Source organism: Brevundimonas aveniformis DSM 17977 (assembly GCF_000428765.1).
In the GTDB taxonomy this organism is placed as follows: Bacteria; Pseudomonadota; Alphaproteobacteria; order Caulobacterales; family Caulobacteraceae; genus Brevundimonas; species Brevundimonas aveniformis.
Window position 1 is genome coordinate 102,545 of sequence record NZ_AUAO01000003.1, and the last position, 16,564, is coordinate 119,108.

At 64.8% G+C, this 16,564-nt stretch carries 17 protein-coding genes; 12 read left to right on the forward strand and 5 right to left on the reverse strand.

Annotation, left to right across the window (positions count from 1 at the left end; genetic code table 11):
- Positions 1–28: 28 nt before the first annotated feature.
- Positions 29–889 (reverse strand): AAA family ATPase, encoded by an 861-nt coding sequence (locus tag G391_RS0108955; protein ID WP_029087217.1) that lies wholly within the window; start codon positions 887–889, stop codon positions 29–31.
- 148 nt (positions 890–1,037) lie between these two features.
- Between G391_RS0108955 and G391_RS0108960 the strand changes: the two genes are divergently transcribed.
- Positions 1,038–2,120, forward strand: coding sequence for a M23 family metallopeptidase (locus tag G391_RS0108960; RefSeq protein ID WP_051257266.1), 1,083 nt, complete (start codon positions 1,038–1,040; stop codon positions 2,118–2,120).
- On the opposite strand, the gene G391_RS0108965 is transcribed toward G391_RS0108960, so the two are convergent.
- The 3 genes from G391_RS0108965 to G391_RS0108975 form a co-directional block, all read right to left on the reverse strand.
- Positions 2,117–2,656 carry a DUF924 family protein gene (locus G391_RS0108965; RefSeq protein ID WP_029087219.1) on the reverse strand — a complete coding sequence of 180 codons (540 nt, stop codon included), beginning with the start codon at positions 2,654–2,656 and terminating at the stop codon, positions 2,117–2,119. The genes G391_RS0108960 and G391_RS0108965 overlap by 4 nt on opposite strands.
- Positions 2,653–3,099, reverse strand: a complete 447-nt coding sequence (locus tag G391_RS0108970) for a DUF3592 domain-containing protein (RefSeq protein ID WP_029087220.1) — start codon at positions 3,097–3,099, stop codon at positions 2,653–2,655. The genes G391_RS0108965 and G391_RS0108970 overlap by 4 nt, the downstream gene beginning before the upstream one ends.
- A gap of 75 nt (positions 3,100–3,174) precedes the next feature.
- Positions 3,175–3,723, reverse strand: coding sequence for a LabA-like NYN domain-containing protein (locus G391_RS0108975; protein ID WP_029087221.1), 549 nt, complete (start codon positions 3,721–3,723; stop codon positions 3,175–3,177).
- Between the two features lie 15 nt (positions 3,724–3,738).
- On the opposite strand from G391_RS0108975, the gene folK reads away from it, so the two are divergent.
- From folK to G391_RS0108995, 4 genes are all read left to right on the forward strand, one after another.
- Positions 3,739–4,248 carry a 2-amino-4-hydroxy-6-hydroxymethyldihydropteridine diphosphokinase gene (gene folK / locus G391_RS0108980; RefSeq protein WP_029087222.1) on the forward strand — a complete coding sequence of 170 codons (510 nt, stop codon included), beginning with the start codon at positions 3,739–3,741 and terminating at the stop codon, positions 4,246–4,248.
- Positions 4,249–4,274: 26 nt separating this feature from the next.
- Entirely contained in the window at positions 4,275–5,114 is an 840-nt protein-coding gene (locus G391_RS0108985) for a tetratricopeptide repeat protein (RefSeq protein WP_029087223.1), read from the forward strand.
- 72 nt (positions 5,115–5,186) lie between these two features.
- Positions 5,187–5,546, forward strand: a complete 360-nt coding sequence (gene rpoZ / locus G391_RS0108990; protein WP_029087224.1) for a DNA-directed RNA polymerase subunit omega — start codon at positions 5,187–5,189, stop codon at positions 5,544–5,546.
- 191 nt (positions 5,547–5,737) lie between these two features.
- A complete protein-coding gene (locus G391_RS0108995) occupies positions 5,738–7,804 on the forward strand; it encodes a RelA/SpoT family protein (protein WP_035304336.1) in 2,067 nt (688 codons plus the stop codon).
- Here the strand turns inward: G391_RS0108995 and G391_RS0109000 are convergent.
- Positions 7,801–8,475 carry an HAD-IA family hydrolase gene (locus G391_RS0109000; protein ID WP_029087226.1) on the reverse strand — a complete coding sequence of 225 codons (675 nt, stop codon included), beginning with the start codon at positions 8,473–8,475 and terminating at the stop codon, positions 7,801–7,803. The two genes, G391_RS0108995 and G391_RS0109000, sit on opposite strands and share 4 nt — an antisense overlap.
- Before the next feature lie 188 nt (positions 8,476–8,663).
- On the opposite strand from G391_RS0109000, the gene glmU reads away from it, so the two are divergent.
- From glmU to G391_RS14420, 7 genes are all read left to right on the forward strand, one after another.
- The gene (glmU, locus tag G391_RS14415; RefSeq protein ID WP_035304213.1) at positions 8,664–10,007 is read left to right on the forward strand and encodes a bifunctional UDP-N-acetylglucosamine diphosphorylase/glucosamine-1-phosphate N-acetyltransferase GlmU; all 1,344 of its coding nucleotides are present in this window, start codon (positions 8,664–8,666) and stop codon (positions 10,005–10,007) included.
- Between the two features lie 145 nt (positions 10,008–10,152).
- Positions 10,153–10,836 carry a ribose-5-phosphate isomerase RpiA gene (gene rpiA, locus G391_RS0109010; protein WP_029087227.1) on the forward strand — a complete coding sequence of 228 codons (684 nt, stop codon included), beginning with the start codon at positions 10,153–10,155 and terminating at the stop codon, positions 10,834–10,836.
- An 89-nt stretch (positions 10,837–10,925) separates the two neighbouring features.
- The gene (gor, locus tag G391_RS0109015) at positions 10,926–12,311 is read left to right on the forward strand and encodes a glutathione-disulfide reductase (RefSeq protein ID WP_029087228.1); all 1,386 of its coding nucleotides are present in this window, start codon (positions 10,926–10,928) and stop codon (positions 12,309–12,311) included.
- Positions 12,308–13,498, forward strand: a complete 1,191-nt coding sequence (locus G391_RS0109020) for an O-antigen ligase family protein (protein WP_029087229.1) — start codon at positions 12,308–12,310, stop codon at positions 13,496–13,498. The genes gor and G391_RS0109020 overlap by 4 nt, the downstream gene beginning before the upstream one ends.
- A gap of 24 nt (positions 13,499–13,522) precedes the next feature.
- The gene (locus tag G391_RS0109025; RefSeq protein ID WP_029087230.1) at positions 13,523–14,896 is read left to right on the forward strand and encodes a class II 3-deoxy-7-phosphoheptulonate synthase; all 1,374 of its coding nucleotides are present in this window, start codon (positions 13,523–13,525) and stop codon (positions 14,894–14,896) included.
- Positions 14,896–15,435, forward strand: coding sequence for a prephenate dehydratase domain-containing protein (locus G391_RS0109030; RefSeq protein WP_029087231.1), 540 nt, complete (start codon positions 14,896–14,898; stop codon positions 15,433–15,435). The genes G391_RS0109025 and G391_RS0109030 overlap by 1 nt, the downstream gene beginning before the upstream one ends.
- A 318-nt stretch (positions 15,436–15,753) precedes the next feature.
- Complete coding sequence (locus G391_RS14420) at positions 15,754–16,530, forward strand: chorismate mutase (protein ID WP_051257268.1); 777 nt, start codon at positions 15,754–15,756, stop codon at positions 16,528–16,530.
- Positions 16,531–16,564 lie beyond the last annotated feature (34 nt).

Consider the following 16,564-nt stretch of genomic DNA (forward strand, 5'->3'; position numbering starts at 1 on the left):
TGAAATCGCTGTTAGACGGACGAGGGGCCTATTGGCCCGGGCGATTGCCGTCGCGGCGCGTCAGGAAGGCCAGACGTTCAAACAGGTGAACATCCTGTTCGGTCTTGAGCAGCGCCCCATGCAGCGGTGGGATCAGCTTGTTGGGATTGCGCTCACGCAGCGTCTCGACATCGATCTCTTCGACAAGCAGCAATTTCAGCCAGTCGAGCAGCTCGGAGGTCGACGGCTTTTTCTTGAGGCCGGGCGTCTCGCGCAGCTCGTAGAAGACCTTGAGCGCCTCTGCGACCAGCCGGTTCTGGATGCCGGGATAGTGGGCCTCGACGATCTGGGCCATGGTGTCGGGGTCCGGGAAACGAATGTAGTGGAAGAAGCAACGACGCAGAAAGGCGTCGGGCAGCTCCTTTTCGTTGTTGGAGGTGATGACCACGATCGGGCGCACCGCAGCTCGGATCGTCTGATCCGTCTCGTGGACGTAGAACTCCATGCGGTCGAGTTCCTGAAGCAGGTCATTGGGGAATTCGATGTCGGCCTTGTCGATTTCATCGATCAACAGGACGGGGCGCACCGGCGCATCGAACGCCTCCCACAGTTTGCCCTTCTTGATGTAGTTGGCGATGTCGGCGACGCGCGGGTCGCCCAGCTGACTGTCGCGCAAGCGAGTGACGGCATCGTATTCATAGAGGCCCTGATGCGCCTTGGTCGTGGACTTGATGTGCCAGGTGATCAGCGGCGCGTCGAACGCCCGGGCGATCTCATAGGCCAGAACCGTCTTGCCCGTACCGGGCTCGCCCTTGATCAGCAGTGGACGCTCAAGCGCCACGGCGGCGTCGACGGCGATCCTCAGGTCATCTGTGGCGATATAGGCGTCAGTTCCCTGAAATCTGGACATCTCGGCTCCGGCGTCGGCTGTGTGTGAACGCCGTAAACCAGCACCCCGAGCGGGGGAAGCGACAATCCGACACGGATTTCATTAACCTTGCCGCCATACTTCCGCGCGTGAATTCAGGCGAAGCGTGGTGAGATCAGGAGCAGGCGAAATGAATCAGGCCTTGAAATGGGCGGTGCCGGCGCTTGCGGCGCTTTTGTTGAGCGCCTGTGGCGGCGTCTATGTGCCCAGTACGCCGCGCTACCCGGTCCGGGTCGGGGAACAGCCGACCCCGCCGCCGCCGCAATATCCTGTTGCGCCTGAGCCCAGCCATGCGCCCGAAACTGAGGCTGTTCTGCCGCCTGCTCCTTCGACAGAGGTGGAGGCCGAGGCCTTGCCGCCACTAAGAGGCGCGGAGCCCGAGGTCGCCGCCGAGCCCCTGGCGCCGCCACCGCCGCCGCCGGCTGCGCGGCCACCGGCCCAGCAGACAACCGCAACCTCCGTGCAGCCCGGCGAAATCTATATTGTTCAGGCGGGCGACACGCTTTCGGGCGTCGGGCGCCGGTTCGGGACGCCGGTTCGCACCCTGATGATGCTCAACGGGATCGGTGAGACGGGTGCCATCGGCATCGGTGACCGATTGATTCTGCCTGAAGGCGCGCGGGATATCGGACCTGACCCGTATGCGACCGGACCGTCGCCTTTCCGGGCAGAACCGGAACGGCCAGCCGTACCACCGCCGCCCGTCACCCCGCCGGCGGTGGCCCCGCCCACAGCTCCGCCGCAGACCCCGACGACCGGGCCGACGGGCGTGGACGAAGACGGATTTCCAACGACGGCCGAACTGGTACGTCGCGCCGCCGGTCGCTTTGGGTGGCCGGTCCGTGGCGAGATCCTGACACGATTTGGGATCATGGGATCGGGGCTTCGCAGCGACGGGATCAATATCGCCGCCCAGGCCGGAACCGAGGTGCTGGCGTCAGCCGGTGGCCAGGTGGCCTATGCTGGTGACAGCTTGCCGGGCCTGGGCACGACGGTCGTGATCGTTCATGGCGACGGCTGGGTGACGGCCTATTCGCACCTGCGTTCTACCAATGTGCGGATGGAGCAGCGCGTGACCCAGGGTCAGGTGATCGGGACGGCGGGAGCGTCGGGCGGTGTCAGCCAACCCCAGGTCCATTTCGAGATCCGCTATACGGCGGCCCCGGCGGCACGCCCGCGACCGGTTGACCCGCTGCCGTTGTTGCCGCGCTAACCGCGAAAGCCGTCGGCCTCCAGGAAGGCGGCTTCTTGCGGCGTGGTGATGCGTCCAAGCGCAGCGTTTCGGTGTGGAAAGCGCCCGAAGCGGACGATGACGCCGTGGTGGTGGCGCGCCCATTTGTCGGCGTCCGGCGTCGTCAGGGCTGCGAAGAGGGCGAGCGACTGTTCCTGGTCCGCCGGGTCTTCGGAATGCTGGAAGGGCAGATAGAAGAAGGGGCGCAGCTCTTCTTCAAAGGCCTGATCGTGGCCGGCGGCGACGGCGCGGCGGGCGAACAGCCGGGCCAGCGGGTCGGTGGCGAAGGCGTGACCGGTTCCGCGGAAACAATTGCGCGGCCATTGGTCGAGCAACAGACACAGGGCGAGCGAACCGTCCGGCGTTTCGGCCCAGCCGTCACGCTCGCGCCGCGCGGCGGCGAGGTGGTCGTCCCGAAACCGGTCGCGGAAAGCCGCGTCGAAGGCGTCGTCCTTGGCGAACCACTTTTCCGGGCCGGCCTCGCGCCAGAAGGCAATGATATCTGCCGGTGCGCTCATGAGGCGAAAGCGACGACGAGGCCGGTCAGGACACACGCCAGGCCGATGCCGATCCCGGCGATCAAGTAGCCTTTCGAGTCGGCCTCCAGGCGCAGAACGGAGAAGTCATGCCTGTGGGGATCATAACGGACGGTCGTGGTCGATCCGACCGGATAGGCGGCGAGAACCGCTTCGGCCTCGGTGCGGGTCATGTTGATGCCTCCGAATTGGAGACGCTTGCCCGTATAGGTCGTTCCGCCGACCGAGTAGGTATAGGTCAGGCTGGGGGCCGAGCTGGTCTTTCCGACCTTCTGCAGCTTGGCTGACTGAATGACGGCGGGCACCTCTGTCCAGCTGTGCGCGGCTTCCACCTTGGCCTTGAGGCTACGCGACAGGAAGGTGAAGCCCACCCCGACGGCAAGGCCGACAACGACCAGACTTAGGCCGGCGATGGGATTCGACATGGATGCCTCCGTTCTCCGACACGCAAGCTAGGCAGTTTCGCGACTGTTGTCGTGCAGAAACCGGAAGGGTCTGGCCTAGTCGTCGTCGCGCGCCGGACGGTCGCGACCGAACACGGGCAGCAGGTCGTTGAGGTCGATGAAGGTGTCGGCAGCCCGGCGCAGGTCGTCGGCTGCCTGAGGCGGCTGGCTGCGAAGGGTGGAGATCACGGAAACGCGCACGCCCTTCTTTTGAACCGCCTTGACCAGGGGGGCGAAGTCGCCGTCGCCGGAAAACAGAACGGCGTGGTCGAGGCGGTCGGCCAACTCCATCATGTCGACGGCGATCTCGACATCCATATTGCCCTTGGTGCGGGTCCGACCCTCATGGTCGGTGAAGCGTTTGGCCGCCTTGGTGACCATGGTGAAGCCGTTGTAGTCGAGCCAGTCGACCAGCGGCTTGATCGGCGAATAGTCGTCGCCCTCGACGATGGCGGTGTAATAGTAGGCCCGGACTAGAACGCCCTTCTTGCGGAACTCGTCGATCAGCTTCTTGAAGTCGATGTCGGCACCGAGGGACTTGGCGGCGGAATAGAGATTGGCGCCGTCGATGAACAGGGCGAGGCGCTCGTTGGGGTAGAAGCTCATGGCAATATCTCCGGTATGAAAAAGTCGGAATGGGATGCGGCCGTGGTTATCGCCCTGGGGTCCAACTTGAAAGGCCCCTACGGTTCGACGCGCGAATTATTGGAGGCCGCCCTGGCGCGGTTCGCCGACGAGGGGCTCAAGATCACCCATCAGTCGTCGTGGTGGCGCTCGGCCGCCTGGCCGGACCCGGACGAGCCGGCGTTCCTAAACGGAGTGGTGCTGGTGGAGACGGAGCTGGGGCCGCGCGAGACGCTGGCGGCGTTGCACCGGATCGAGCGGGCGTTCGGGCGGGACCGGCGGCGGAGGAACGCGCCGCGGACGCTCGACCTGGATCTGATCGCCCATGGGCGGGTTGCGATGGACGAGGATGGATTGGTCCTTCCTCATCCCAGGGCGGCGGCGCGGCGGTTCGTGATGGGGCCTCTGGCGGAGGTGGCACCGGAGTGGCGGCTTCCGGGGACGGGGGAGGCTGCTAAGACTCTACTTCTGAGTTGTGATATTGGGTCGGATGCCCGTATCGGTTGATTGCTCGGTCCTAGGAGAATGCGCGAATGTTAACGACCTTGTTTGCTGTGCTAGCCTTGGTTGCGGCGCAGGATGGGCCACCGCACGAATGTCAGGCTGATGCGCGTGGATTGGTGGACTATCAGGCCTGTGCGAATGCGACGGAGCCCGGCACGCCCTTCCGCAATCTTGCCCTGATCAACCTAGCGAGCATAGCCACCCTTGATGGTGACTTCGTGCGTGCGGTTGAAATTTATGACTCAGTGGATTTTGGCCCCAATCGCAGGATTGAGAGCGATTCCGTCTTCCATGCGTTGCGTGCACACGCATTCGAGCGGGTCGGGCGTCTGGAAGAGGCTTTGGCGGATGCCCAGCTGGCCGCAAGCATTCTAGCGGGCGGTGGTCCAACTCAGATCCCCGAAATACAACGCAACCCCGATCCCGAATTGGCATACGCCCATCTCTTGCCGGTGCTCGTGCGGGCCGGCGATGCAACGCTTGAATCCGCGCTGGCGGCTTATTTGGCCTTGCCGGCTGACGACTTCTTTACCCTTGGCAATCGGGCAGTCGTGCTGATGGAATTGGGCCAGTTGGACGCGGCGCTGGCGACAAATGAGCGGGCGATGGCGTTGCAACCGCACCATCCGGCAATCCAGAACAGCCAGTGCTATATTTTGACCCTTATGGGGCGCGCCGCTGAGGGGCTGTCCTACTGTGAACGCGCGATCGAGCTTGCGCCGACAGTCGCTCCCATTCGACACAGCTACGCGAGCGCATTAGCTGCCACCGGTCAGTGTCAGGAAGCAGAAATTCAACTGGCCGAGGCCCGCCAGCTTGAACCCGCGACGGTCCTGTATCGCGAGCCGATCAACTGTTCACCAGGCTGATATTGCACCCGCGAAGCGGACTCGCTATCTTAGACGGCTACTCCCCGAACTTCCGAAAAGCTGAGAGTCCGAATGGCCCGCGTCACCGTTGAAGACTGCATTGAAAAAGTGCCGAATCGTTTCGGCCTGGTCCTGCTGTCGGCGCACCGCGCGCGCGCGATCTCGAACGGCTCGGTGCTGATGCTGGATCGCGACAACGACAAGAACCCGGTCGTGGCGCTTCGTGAGCTGGCCGAGGATGCGGTCAAGCCGGACGTGCTGGAAGACAGCCTGGTGACCACTCTGCAGCGTGTGGACGAGCACACCGAGGCCGAGGAAGAAGCCGAAACCCTCGCCCTGCTGGCTGAGCCCCAGCATATGCACATGAGCGAAACCGACCTGCTGCGCGCGCTGCAAAGCGACCGCGACGGTGGCCAGGAGGACCGGTACTGACGGACGAAAGGGTCGATCAAAGTCAGACCCCACCGGCGGCTGAGCCGCCGGCGCCTCAGGCCGCAAACGCACCTACCGAAAAACCGACCTCGCCGGTTCTGCGTCAGTTCGAACTGACCGAGCGGGTGAAGGCCTATGATCCAAAGGCCGATGAGGCCCTGATCGACAAGGCCTATGTCTATGCCACCCAGATGCATGGATCGCAGAAACGGGCGTCGGGCGATCCCTATTATGCCCACCCGATCCAGGTGGCCGGCATCCTGACCGACTATCGGCTGGATACGGCGTCGATCGTGACAGCCCTGCTGCACGACGTGATCGAAGACACCTCGGCCACCCGCGATGACATTGCGGGCATGTTCGGCGAAGAGATCACGGTCCTGGTCGAGGGCGTGACCAAGCTGTCGCAGCTTGAAATGCAGGCCGAGCAAAGCCGCCAGGCCGAGAACCTGCGCAAGTTCATTCTGGCGATCTCCAAGGACGTGCGCGTCCTGATGGTCAAGCTGGCCGACCGTCTGCACAACATGCGGACGCTTCAGTATGTGAAGCCCGAGAAGCGCCAGCGCATTTCTCGCGAGACGCTGGAGGTCTATGCGCCCCTGGCCCGGTCCATCGGGATGCATCGTATCGCGACGGAACTGGAAGAGCTGGCGTTCGAAAACCTTCAACCCCAGGCTCGCGAAGCTATCGTGCGGCGTCTGGACGGCTTGCGGCTGGAGCAGGGGCGGACCGTCGCGCGCGTGACCGCTGAGCTGGAGCGGGTGCTGCTGGCCGAAGGGGTGGTGGCCCGGGTCTATGGACGCGAGAAGACGCCCTATTCGATCTGGCGCAAACTTCAGAACAAGTCGGTCGGGTTTTCGGCCCTGTCGGACATCTACGGCTTTCGGGTCATCTGTGAGACAGAGGCAGACTGCTACCGGGCCCTGGGGGTGATCCACCGGCACTGGAAGATGGCTCAGGGGCGGTTCAAGGACTACATCTCGACCCCGAAGTCGAACAACTATCGTTCACTGCACACCACCGTTGTCGGCCCGCACGGGACCCGTATCGAGCTTCAGATCCGCACCGAAGAAATGGAGCGGATCGCCGAGGACGGCGTGGCCGCCCACTGGCGCTACAAGGACAATGCCTATGGCTTTGACGCCGATGCGGCGGCCGAGGCCGGCGGGCGTGACCCCCTGCAGAGCCTCAGGCATCTGGTTCAGGTTGTCGAAAACGGCGGCGAGCACGACGAATGGGTCGAGCATGCCAAGCTGGAAATGTACCTGGATCAGGTCTTTGCCTTTACCCCCAAGGGCGAGCTGATCACCCTGCCGCAGGGGGCGATGCCGCTGGACTTTGCCTATGCGGTTCATACCGACGTGGGCGACACGGCGGTCGGGGCGCTGATCAACGGCGAGCACAAGCCGATGCGAACCCGGCTCCAGAACGGCGATGTTGTGGAGATCGTGCGCAATGAGACGGCGCAGATGCCGCCTGACTGGCGCAGCCTGACGATTACCGGTCGCGCCCGTTCGGCGATCCGCCGCCATATCCGGGCCTCGGAGCGGGAAGAGTTCCAGCGCCTGGGCCGGTCGGCGCTGGAGCAGGCTTTCGTCAAGGTCGGCAAGAAGATCAAGGATGTCAGTCTGACGCCGGCCCTGGAGGTTCTGAACCTGCCCAGCGATGACGAGCTGTATGACCGGCTCGGGCGTGGCCAGATCAGCGCCGCGGCCATCATTGATGCGCTGTTCCCGTCGCTGGGACCCAAGGAGCGGGCGGCGGTGCGGGCGCGGGCACGGATCGACGGCGGCAAGGCCGGCCGCTTGTTCGTGCGCGGCGGGGGACTGACGCCGGGCGTGAGTGTCCATTTCGCGCCGTGCTGTACCCCGGTGCCGGGGGATCGGATCGTCGGCATCGTCCAGCCGGGCCAGGGCCTGACGGTTCATGTGATCGACTGCGAGCGGCTGGTTGAATACGAGAGCCAGGGCGACCTGTGGCGTGACCTGCAATGGACGCCCCAGGCCGAGCGCCTGGGCCTGGGATCGGCGACGCTGAAGGCCTCGATCCGCAATGCGCCGGGCGTGCTGGGCCAAGCCTGTACGATTATCGGAGAAGCCGGCGGTAACATCCTGAATTTGAAGATGACGCACCGCAAGGAAGACTTCTTCGAAGTGTTGTTCGAGGTCGAGGTGACCGACGCGCGGCACGCCACGACCATTGCGGCGGCGCTGCGGGCCAATCCGTCGGTCGAAGTCGTCGAGCGGATGAAGGGCTAGGCTGTCAGCCGGGCCACCCACGCGGGCAGCTGGTCGAAATCATCAATGACGGCATCGGCCCCGAGATCAGCGGCGGGCGGATCCGTGTAGCCATAGCTGGTGACGATCACCGGCGCGCCGAGGGCGCGGGCGGTGGCGACATCCGGGGCACTGTCGCCGACCATGAGGCAACGGGCCGGATCGCCGCCGACGCTTTCGACCGCTTCTTTCAAGTGGGCACCGGACGGCTTGCGGGCGCTGACGAGGTCCGGTCCGACGACCGCGTCGAAACGCCGGGCCAGGTCGAGGGCGTTGAGCAGGGCCAGCGACAGGTCGGTGCGCTTGTTGGTGACGACGACAAGGCGGGCCCCTTGCGCCGCGAAGGTCTGCAGCACCTCGATGACATTTGGGTAGATGTGGCTCTCGTCGGCAATGCGGCCCAGATATATGTCGATGAACCGGTCCATCAGGCCGGCATCGCGCACGGCGTCGAAGGTCGCCCCGGCTTCGGCGAATCCATGTTCCAGCATGACGCGCACGCCGCGCCCGACCAGATGCCGGGCCGATGACATCGGAACGGACGGCAGGCCCTGTTCGACCAGCACCGCATTGAGTGAGCCCAGCAGGTCGGGCGCGGTTTCCACGAGGGTGCCGTCGAGGTCGAAGGCGAGGGTCCAGCCGGAGAGGGTCATATTCCGGCCCTTACCTGACTCGTCATCCTCGGGCGAAGCGCGGCGAAGATCCGAGGATCAGACGTCGCTCTGACAGGCCTTTCGGGGAAGACCGAGCGGCCGATGGTCTGGCCCTCGGGACAAGCGCGAGGATGACGAACCTGAAGGCGCGCGCTAGACCCTGAGCGAACGGATCGAAGGGAATCGCCATGACCGCACGCGCCGCCGTCATTCTCGCCGCCGGGCAGGGCACGCGGATGAAATCGCCCCTGCCCAAGGTGCTGCACAGGCTGGCCGGGCGCGCCATGCTGGATCATGCGATTGATACGGCGGAGGCGCTCGGCTGTCACAAGATTGTGGTGGTCGTCGGCACCCATTCGCCCGAGGTCGGTCGTCACGTTGAGGGTCGATTGGGCAAGGCCGCGGTCGCGGTTCAGGATCCGCCCATGGGCACCGGCCATGCCGTGCGCTGCGCCGAAGAGGCCCTGGCCGGCTTTGAGGGCGATGTGGTCATTACCTATGCCGACTGTCCGCTGTTGAGGGCGGTGTCGGTCGAGCCGATGTTCGAGGGCGGTGCGGCCGTGACGGTTCTGGGCTTCGAGGCGGCGGATCCAGGGGCCTATGGGCGGCTGGTGCTGGGCGACGGCGATACCTTGTTGCGCATCGTCGAGGCCAAGGAGGCGAATGAGCATGAGCTCAGGGTCAATCGGTGCAACTCCGGCGTCATGGTCTGTGAGCGGAACCTGTTGTTCTCGCTGCTGGGCGAGGTGACGAACGACAATGCCAAGGGCGAATACTATCTGACCGACATTGTCGAACTGGCACGCCGGCGCGACCTGCAGTGCCGGGCGACCTTCACTGACGAGGCGGCGGTCCAGGGCGTGAACAGCCAGGCCGAACTGGTCGCGGCGGAGACACAATTTCAGTCCGTTCAGCGCGACCACTTCCTGACCGAGGGTGTGGCCATGCCGATGCCGGAAAGCGTCTTTTTCGCCTGGGACACCGAGGTGGCGGCGGGCACGACGATTGAGCCGCATGTCGTCTTTGGGCCGGGGGTGCGTATCGCCGGACCAGCGAAGATACGGGCGTTCAGCCATCTGGAAGGGGCGGTTGTTGAGGCGGGGGCCGAGATCGGTCCCTACGCCCGCCTGCGCCCCGGTGCTGGGATCGGTCCGAAGGCCAAGGTCGGCAACTTCGTGGAGGTCAAGGGCGTGACCATGGGGGAGGGGGCCAAGGCCAACCATCTGGCCTATCTGGGCGACGGCGAGGTCGGGGCAAACGCCAACATCGGGGCGGGCACGATCTTCTGTAACTACGACGGCTTCAACAAGGCGCGCACGGTCGTGGGCGATGGGGCGTTTGTGGGGTCGAACTCGGCGCTTGTCGCGCCGGTGACGGTGGGCGCAGGAGCCATGGTCGGGTCCGGCTCGGTGGTGACGGAGGACGTGCCGGCCGGCGACCTGGCGCTGGGCCGGGCCAAGCAGGTGAACAAGGCAGGCTGGGCCGCGCGGTTCCGCAAGGCGATGGGCGAGCGGAAGGGGCGGAAGGGATGATGGCTCACCATCTCTTTGCGTCATCCTCGAGCTTGACCCGAGGATCAGATTCTCCGTCGCTGAGCCTGTGCCGGACCTTTTTGAGCGACACGGCGTCCGATCCTCGGGTCAAGCTCGAGGATGACGAGAGCGTTGGAGGTCAACGGTGAGCGATCACCAGAAACGCATCGCCGGAGAGGCCGCCGCTGAGCGGGTCAAGGCCGGCATGGTTGTGGGGCTGGGGACCGGCTCGACGGCAGCTTGGTTTGTGAAGGCGTTGGCGGCGCGGGGACTGGCCGGGCTGAGGTGCGTGCCGACGTCCGAGGCGACGGCGGATCTGGCGCGGGAGCTGGGGCTGACGCTGTCGAGCCTGGAGGACAGTCCGCGCATTGATCTGACGGTCGATGGGGCCGACGAGATCGGACCGGGACTGGCGCTGATCAAGGGCGGGGGCGCGGCCCTGCTGCGCGAGAAGCTGGTGTGGGAGGCGTCGGAGCGCTGCATCGTCATCGCTGACGCGGCCAAGGTGGTGGAGACGCTCGGAGCCTTTCCGCTGCCGATCGAGGTGGTGGCGTTTGGCCACAAGACGACCGGCAACCGCATCGCAGATGTGCTGCTCGACCATGACATCCAGATGCCGGCGCGGGTGCGGACGGCAGACCGAGGGCTGGTGCGGACAGACGGCGGAAACCTGATCTACGACGCTGCCTGCAAGGCCATCCACGAGCCGGCGCGGCTGGCAGACGACCTGAAGCTGATTACCGGCGTGGTCGAACACGGCCTGTTCCTCGACCTGGCCGATGAGGCCATCGTGGGGACGGATGCGGGGGTCGAGGTGATTGGGCCGTAGAACGCCTACGCTCGATGAAGCCATGGGGTGATTTCAACGGCGGGTCAGCCTAGAAAGGACAGAGTCCTCCCGTTGCATCCGAGACGCCCATGACCACCTACGACTACGACCTTTTCGTCATCGGCGCGGGCTCGGGCGGGGTGCGGGCGGCGCGGCTGGCGGCGCTGGACGGCAAGCGCGTTGCGGTCGCCGAAGAGTATCGCGTCGGCGGGACCTGTGTGATCCGCGGCTGTGTCCCCAAGAAGTTCATGGTCTACGCCTCGGACTTTGCCCACGAATTCGAGGTCGCGAAAGGCTACGGCTGGACAATCGAAAAGGCGTCGTTCGACTGGCCGGCTTTCATCCATGCCAAAGATGTCGAGATCGCCCGACTGTCGGGGCTCTATGTCGCCAACCTGACCAAGGCTGGGGCAGACCTGATCCATGGACGAGCGGTTCTGAAGGACGCGCACACCATTGAGATCCCGGACAAGAATCTGACGGTGACGGCTGAGCAGATTCTGATCGCGACGGGAGGACGTCCGTGGATTCCAGAGACGCTGCCGGGGGCGGAATACGCCATCACCTCTGAAGAGGCGTTTCATTTGCCAGAGCTGCCGCGGCGCATCCTGATTGCGGGGGGCGGGTATATCGCAGTGGAGTTTGCCGGCATCTTTGCGGGGTTGGGGGTCGAGACGACGCTGATCTATCGCGGGCCGAATATCCTGCGCGGGTTCGATGATGATGTGCGGTCCCATCTGGCAGACCAGATCCAGCGACGCGGCATCCAGGTCATCCTGGGCTGCGAGCATGAGGCCATCGAAAAGACGTCGACCGGCCTTTTGAACAAACTCAAGACCGGCATGGAGATTGAGACGGATGTGGTGATGTTTGCCACGGGTCGGATTCCGCACGTCAAGGGGCTGGGCCTCGAAGCTGCCGGGGTCGAACTGAACGAACGCGGCGCGATCAAGGTCGATGACTATTCGCGCACCGGTGTCGAGAACATCTGGGCGGTCGGGGACGTGACCGACCGGGTCAATCTGACGCCGGTGGCCATTCGAGAGGCGGTGGCCTTCGTCGAGACAGCCTTCAAGAACAACCCGTCGCGGGTGGACTATGCTGACATTCCGACGGCGGTGTTTTCCCAGCCGCCCGTCGGTGTGGTCGGTCTGACCGAGCATGACGCCCGCCAGAAGTACGGCAAGGTGGATGTCTATATGTCGCGCTTCCGGCCGATGCGGTTCGCCTTTGTCGGGGTCGAAGAGCGCACCCTGATGAAGCTGATCGTGCGAGCCGAGGACGGGGTCGTCGTCGGCTGCCATATCGTCGGACCGGATGCGCCGGAGATGATCCAGTTGGCCGGCATCGCCGTCAAGGCCGGCCTGACCAAGGTACAATGGGACGCCACATGTGCGGTCCATCCGACGGCCGCCGAAGAGCTGGTGACGATGCGCGAGAAGTATGTCGAGACGCAGCTGACGGCGGCGGAATGACGCGCCCAGCGACAGGCGCGCCCTATGCGAGCTGGATCTTCCTGATCCTGTTCGTTCTGACGCCGTTGACGGCCTACCTGTGGCCGTTCGGCCTGGCGGCCTTCACGCCGATCGCCGCCATTCTGTTGATTCCGGTCTTTCGACCGGAAAGGCCCGGCCTGGTCTGGGCGGCGCTGCTGGCCTTGCTGATCTACGCTCTGGTGTCGGTGCTGTGGAGCCCGGTGTTCGCGGACCAGGGCGTTGTTTCGGACTATGCAGACGCCGAACGACAGACCTGGGCGAAGGTGGTGCTGAACCTGGGGCTGTACGCGGTCCTTGTCGGGGTTGCGGCGCGGCTACCGGTCAGGACAATGCGCCGTCAGGCCGTGATCTTCATGGTGGGTGCGGTGCTGCTTTCGGCTGTGCTGGCGTTCGAGGGGCTGACGGGAACGCGTCTCTATCATCTGCTCACCACCTGGTCGGGTGACGCCATGCGCCCGGACCTTGAACGGCGCAACGTTGCCCAGGGAACCTATTCCCTAGCCCTGATGTACTGGCCGGCGGTGACATTGCTGCTTCGACGCGGATGGCGACGGGCGGCGCTTCTGCTGACTTTGGGTGCGTTTTCCGCACCGCTTCTGCTGGGAACCTGGGCCCCGTTTGTCGCCCTGATCGGTGGGGGCGTCGCCTATTGGCTGGTCCGCGTTTTGAAAGACCGGGCGTCGGTGGTGATCGGGGCGTCGTTCGCTGCCGTGATCCTGTTGGCCCCGTGGGTCGTGCTCTTGTGTGAGGGGCTGTTTGACTGGGCCGGAGCAAGGCTAGGCGCGTCCTGGGCGGCGCGGCTGGATATCTGGTCCTTCACAGCGGAACAGACTTTGCGGCACCCGATCTTCGGCTGGGGGTTGGACGGTAGCCGGGCCTTCCTGCCTTTCATGCTGCATCCGCATTCGGCGCCTTTGCAGATCTGGCTTGAGCTGGGGCTGGTGGGGGCCGTCCTGCTCGCGGTGGTCTGGTGGCTGCTGATCCAGCGCGCTGGGCGGCTCGGGCCGCAGGCGGTTGCGGCAGCCGCCACCTATTTCGTCATCGGCGGTTTGAGCTTCGGGATGTGGCAGGAATGGTGGCTCGGCCTGGCGGCCCTAACGGCGATCTGGTGCATGGCGGCGAACGTCGGTGTCGAGCCGAATTTTGAGCCGGTGATTGAGGCTTAATCAACTCGGGCCTATCTAGCCGTTATGACCCCTCGCTGGACCCCTGCAAGCTGGAGAAGCAAGCCCGTCAGCCAGATGCCGACGGACTATCCCGATGCGACCGCTCTTCAGTCAGCGGAAGAGCAGCTTCGCGCCTATCCGCCGCTGGTCTTTGCCGGAGAGGCGCGTCGTCTGACGAGCCGACTGGCCGAAGTTGAAGCGGGCCGGGCCTTTCTGTTGCAGGGCGGCGACTGCGCCGAGAGCTTCAAGGAGTTTTCGACCGACAACATCCGCGACACCTTCCGATTGATCCTGCAGATGGCGGTCGTGTTGACCTTTGCCGGCGGTAGGCCAGTGGTGAAGGTGGGCCGGATCGCCGGCCAGTTCGCCAAGCCGCGCTCGTCGTCCGTGGAGCAGATCGGCGATGTCGAGCTGCCCAGCTACCGTGGCGACATCGTCAACGGGATGGCGTTCGAGGCGGATGAGCGCATTCCCGACCCGAACCGACTGCTGAAGGCCTATCATCAGTCCAGCGCGACGCTGAACCTGCTGCGGTCGTTTGCTGAGGGCGGGTTTGCTGATCTGCACAACATTCACCGCTGGACCCTGAACCGGGCCACCGAAGGCGGCTATGCGGCGCGCTATCGCGAGCTGACCGACAAGATCGGCGAAAGCCTGGATTTCATGCGGGCCGTCGGGGTGACGCCGGAATCGCACCCCGATCTGTCGCGGGTCGAGTTCTTCACCAGCCACGAGGCCTTGTTGCTGAATGTGGAGGAGGCCCTGACGCGCCCAGACCCCGGCACGGGGGAATGGTTCGATACCTCGGCCCATATGGTCTGGATCGGCGAGCGGACCCGACAGCTGGACGGCGCCCACATCGAATTCGTGCGCGGGATCAGGAATCCGGTCGGCCTGAAATGCGGCCCCACTTTGGAGTCGGATGACCTTCTGGCTCTGATTGACACTTTGAATCCGGCCAATGAACCGGGGCGGCTGACCCTCATCGGACGCTTTGGGGCCGACAAGGCCGCTGACCGTTTGCCCGCGCTGATGGCCGCGACCAAGCGGGAAGGCAAGCGCGTGGCCTGGTCGATCGACCCGATGCACGGGAACACGCAGAAGGCCCACAACGGCTTCAAGACCCGTCCGTTCGAGCGCATCCTTGCAGAGGTTCGCAGCTTTATCGACGTGGCCGAAGCCGAGGGCGTGCATCCCGGCGGCGTGCATCTGGAAATGACAGGTCAGGACGTGACCGAGTGCATCGGCGGGGCCCAGGCGTTGACCGAGGATGATCTGTCCAGCCGCTATCATACCCATTGCGATCCCCGCCTGAATGCCGATCAGGCGCTGGAACTGGCCTTCCTTGTGGCCGAGCGATTGAAGTCGGCGCGAACCAAGCGGTCGGAGGCAGCCTGATGCCGGGCACGGTGGCTTTTCAGGGCGCACGCGGGGCGTTTTCGTATGAGGCCTGTCTGGCGCTCAGGCCATGGAACGAGCCAAAGGGCTACGAAACCTTTGCTGAAGCCATCGCGGCGGTGGCCTCGGGCGAATGTGAGTGCGGCCTGATCCCGGTGGAGAACTCCATTGTGGGGCTGTTGCCCGATCCGAACCGGTTGATCGAGGAGCACGGTCTGAAAATCGTGGCTGAGGCCTGGCGACCCATGCGTCAGATGCTGATGGGTCAGCCGGACGCCAAGCTGACGGATCTGAAGACCGTTGAGAGCCACCCGGTCGCGCTGGGACAGTGCAAGGCCAGTATAGCCAGCCTCGGGCTCAAGCCCGTCGAAGCCTATGACACCGCCGGGGCGGCCGAACTGGTTGCGGCCAGCGGCGACCTGAGCCGGGCGGCCATCGCGCCCGCTGTGGCGGCGGAAATCTATGAGCTGAAAATCCTACGCGCTGACATGCAGGACTCGGCGGACAATCGGACGCGGTTTGTGGTGGTGGAGCGTTAGGGGCAAGATCCCTTACCGAGAGAATGTGTGGCCTATTGGCTGCAGGATTTCGCCGTTCACGTCAGGTTGGTTGACCGACAGGCCGTTCTCAGACCTCATGCAGTTGTCGGCATTTCGCCGACGAGGTTTCGACCATGCTTACGCGCGCTGACATCCTGTCCCGTCCCGCTTTCGGGTTCGGTCGCGCGTATTATTTCGGCTTCGCGTTTCGACACGCCGGCTGAGGGCTGACTTTCCAAAAGACTGACCTCTCCGGCGACCGCTTCACCAGAAAGCGGCGGTGAGCCTGTATCCGACACCCGAAATCCGAGATCTCACATGCTTACGAACACCCGCGCCCAGACCGAGGCGCAAGACACCACCCCCGCCAACGACCTGACGCCTGAATGCCTGACGCTGCAGGCGCTGCGGCACGAGATCGACCGGATCGACGATGAGATGCTGGAGCTGTTGAACCGGCGCCTGCAGATCGCGCGACGGGTCGGCAAGGCCAAGGATGCACCGCACGGGCCGTTCCTGAACCTGCGTCCCGACCGTGAGGCGGCGGTGCTGAACCGATTGTTGGACAAGGCGACCGACCTGACACGCCCGGCGGTCGAGCCGATCTGGCGCGAGGTGATCGCGGCGGGGCTGGCCCAACAGGGGACCATCAGTGTCGCCCTGTGGCGCGGCCATGAAGATGGCCGGACCTGGGATCGCGCCCGTCAGCGGTTCGGCTCACAGGTGACCTATATGGGCGCGGGGAATCCCAAGGCTGCGCTCGACGCGGCCCAGATCGGGGACACGGTGGCTGTGCTGAACCTGTCGGCGGATCAGCCCTGGTGGATCGACCTGGCGCGTGACTATCCCGATCTATGGGTATTCGAGAGCCTTGACGACGCGCGCGGGACGCCGGTGGCGCTGTGCGTTGGGCGGATGGACGCGAAGAGCCTAGCGACCGGCCGTGTTTTTTCAGCCGTTCCCGGCGGCGACGCCGGCGAGGGTGAGGGACGCAGGCGAACGCTGGCCTCGCACCACGGCTGGACGCTGAGCGTCACAGAGGGCGGGCCGCAGGCGATGGACCGGACGCGGGGCGTGATCGGGCGGTGCGGGTAGAGATTCTCCTCCCCGGAGCAAAGCGAGGGGGGGG

Coding starts and splice junctions, on each gene's coding strand:
- G391_RS0108955 (WP_029087217.1), bottom strand. CDS start 889: ATGTCCAGATTTCAGGGAACTGACGCCTATATCGCCACAGATGACCTG.
- G391_RS0108960 (WP_051257266.1), top strand. CDS start 1,038: ATGAATCAGGCCTTGAAATGGGCGGTGCCGGCGCTTGCGGCGCTTTTG.
- G391_RS0108965 (WP_029087219.1), bottom strand. CDS start 2,656: ATGAGCGCACCGGCAGATATCATTGCCTTCTGGCGCGAGGCCGGCCCG.
- G391_RS0108970 (WP_029087220.1), bottom strand. CDS start 3,099: ATGTCGAATCCCATCGCCGGCCTAAGTCTGGTCGTTGTCGGCCTTGCC.
- G391_RS0108975 (WP_029087221.1), bottom strand. CDS start 3,723: ATGAGCTTCTACCCCAACGAGCGCCTCGCCCTGTTCATCGACGGCGCC.
- folK (WP_029087222.1), top strand. CDS start 3,739: ATGAAAAAGTCGGAATGGGATGCGGCCGTGGTTATCGCCCTGGGGTCC.
- G391_RS0108985 (WP_029087223.1), top strand. CDS start 4,275: ATGTTAACGACCTTGTTTGCTGTGCTAGCCTTGGTTGCGGCGCAGGAT.
- rpoZ (WP_029087224.1), top strand. CDS start 5,187: ATGGCCCGCGTCACCGTTGAAGACTGCATTGAAAAAGTGCCGAATCGT.
- G391_RS0108995 (WP_035304336.1), top strand. CDS start 5,738: ATGCATGGATCGCAGAAACGGGCGTCGGGCGATCCCTATTATGCCCAC.
- G391_RS0109000 (WP_029087226.1), bottom strand. CDS start 8,475: ATGACCCTCTCCGGCTGGACCCTCGCCTTCGACCTCGACGGCACCCTC.
- glmU (WP_035304213.1), top strand. CDS start 8,664: ATGACCGCACGCGCCGCCGTCATTCTCGCCGCCGGGCAGGGCACGCGG.
- gor (WP_029087228.1), top strand. CDS start 10,926: ATGACCACCTACGACTACGACCTTTTCGTCATCGGCGCGGGCTCGGGC.
- G391_RS0109020 (WP_029087229.1), top strand. CDS start 12,308: ATGACGCGCCCAGCGACAGGCGCGCCCTATGCGAGCTGGATCTTCCTG.
- G391_RS0109025 (WP_029087230.1), top strand. CDS start 13,523: ATGACCCCTCGCTGGACCCCTGCAAGCTGGAGAAGCAAGCCCGTCAGC.
- G391_RS0109030 (WP_029087231.1), top strand. CDS start 14,896: ATGCCGGGCACGGTGGCTTTTCAGGGCGCACGCGGGGCGTTTTCGTAT.
- G391_RS14420 (WP_051257268.1), top strand. CDS start 15,754: ATGCTTACGAACACCCGCGCCCAGACCGAGGCGCAAGACACCACCCCC.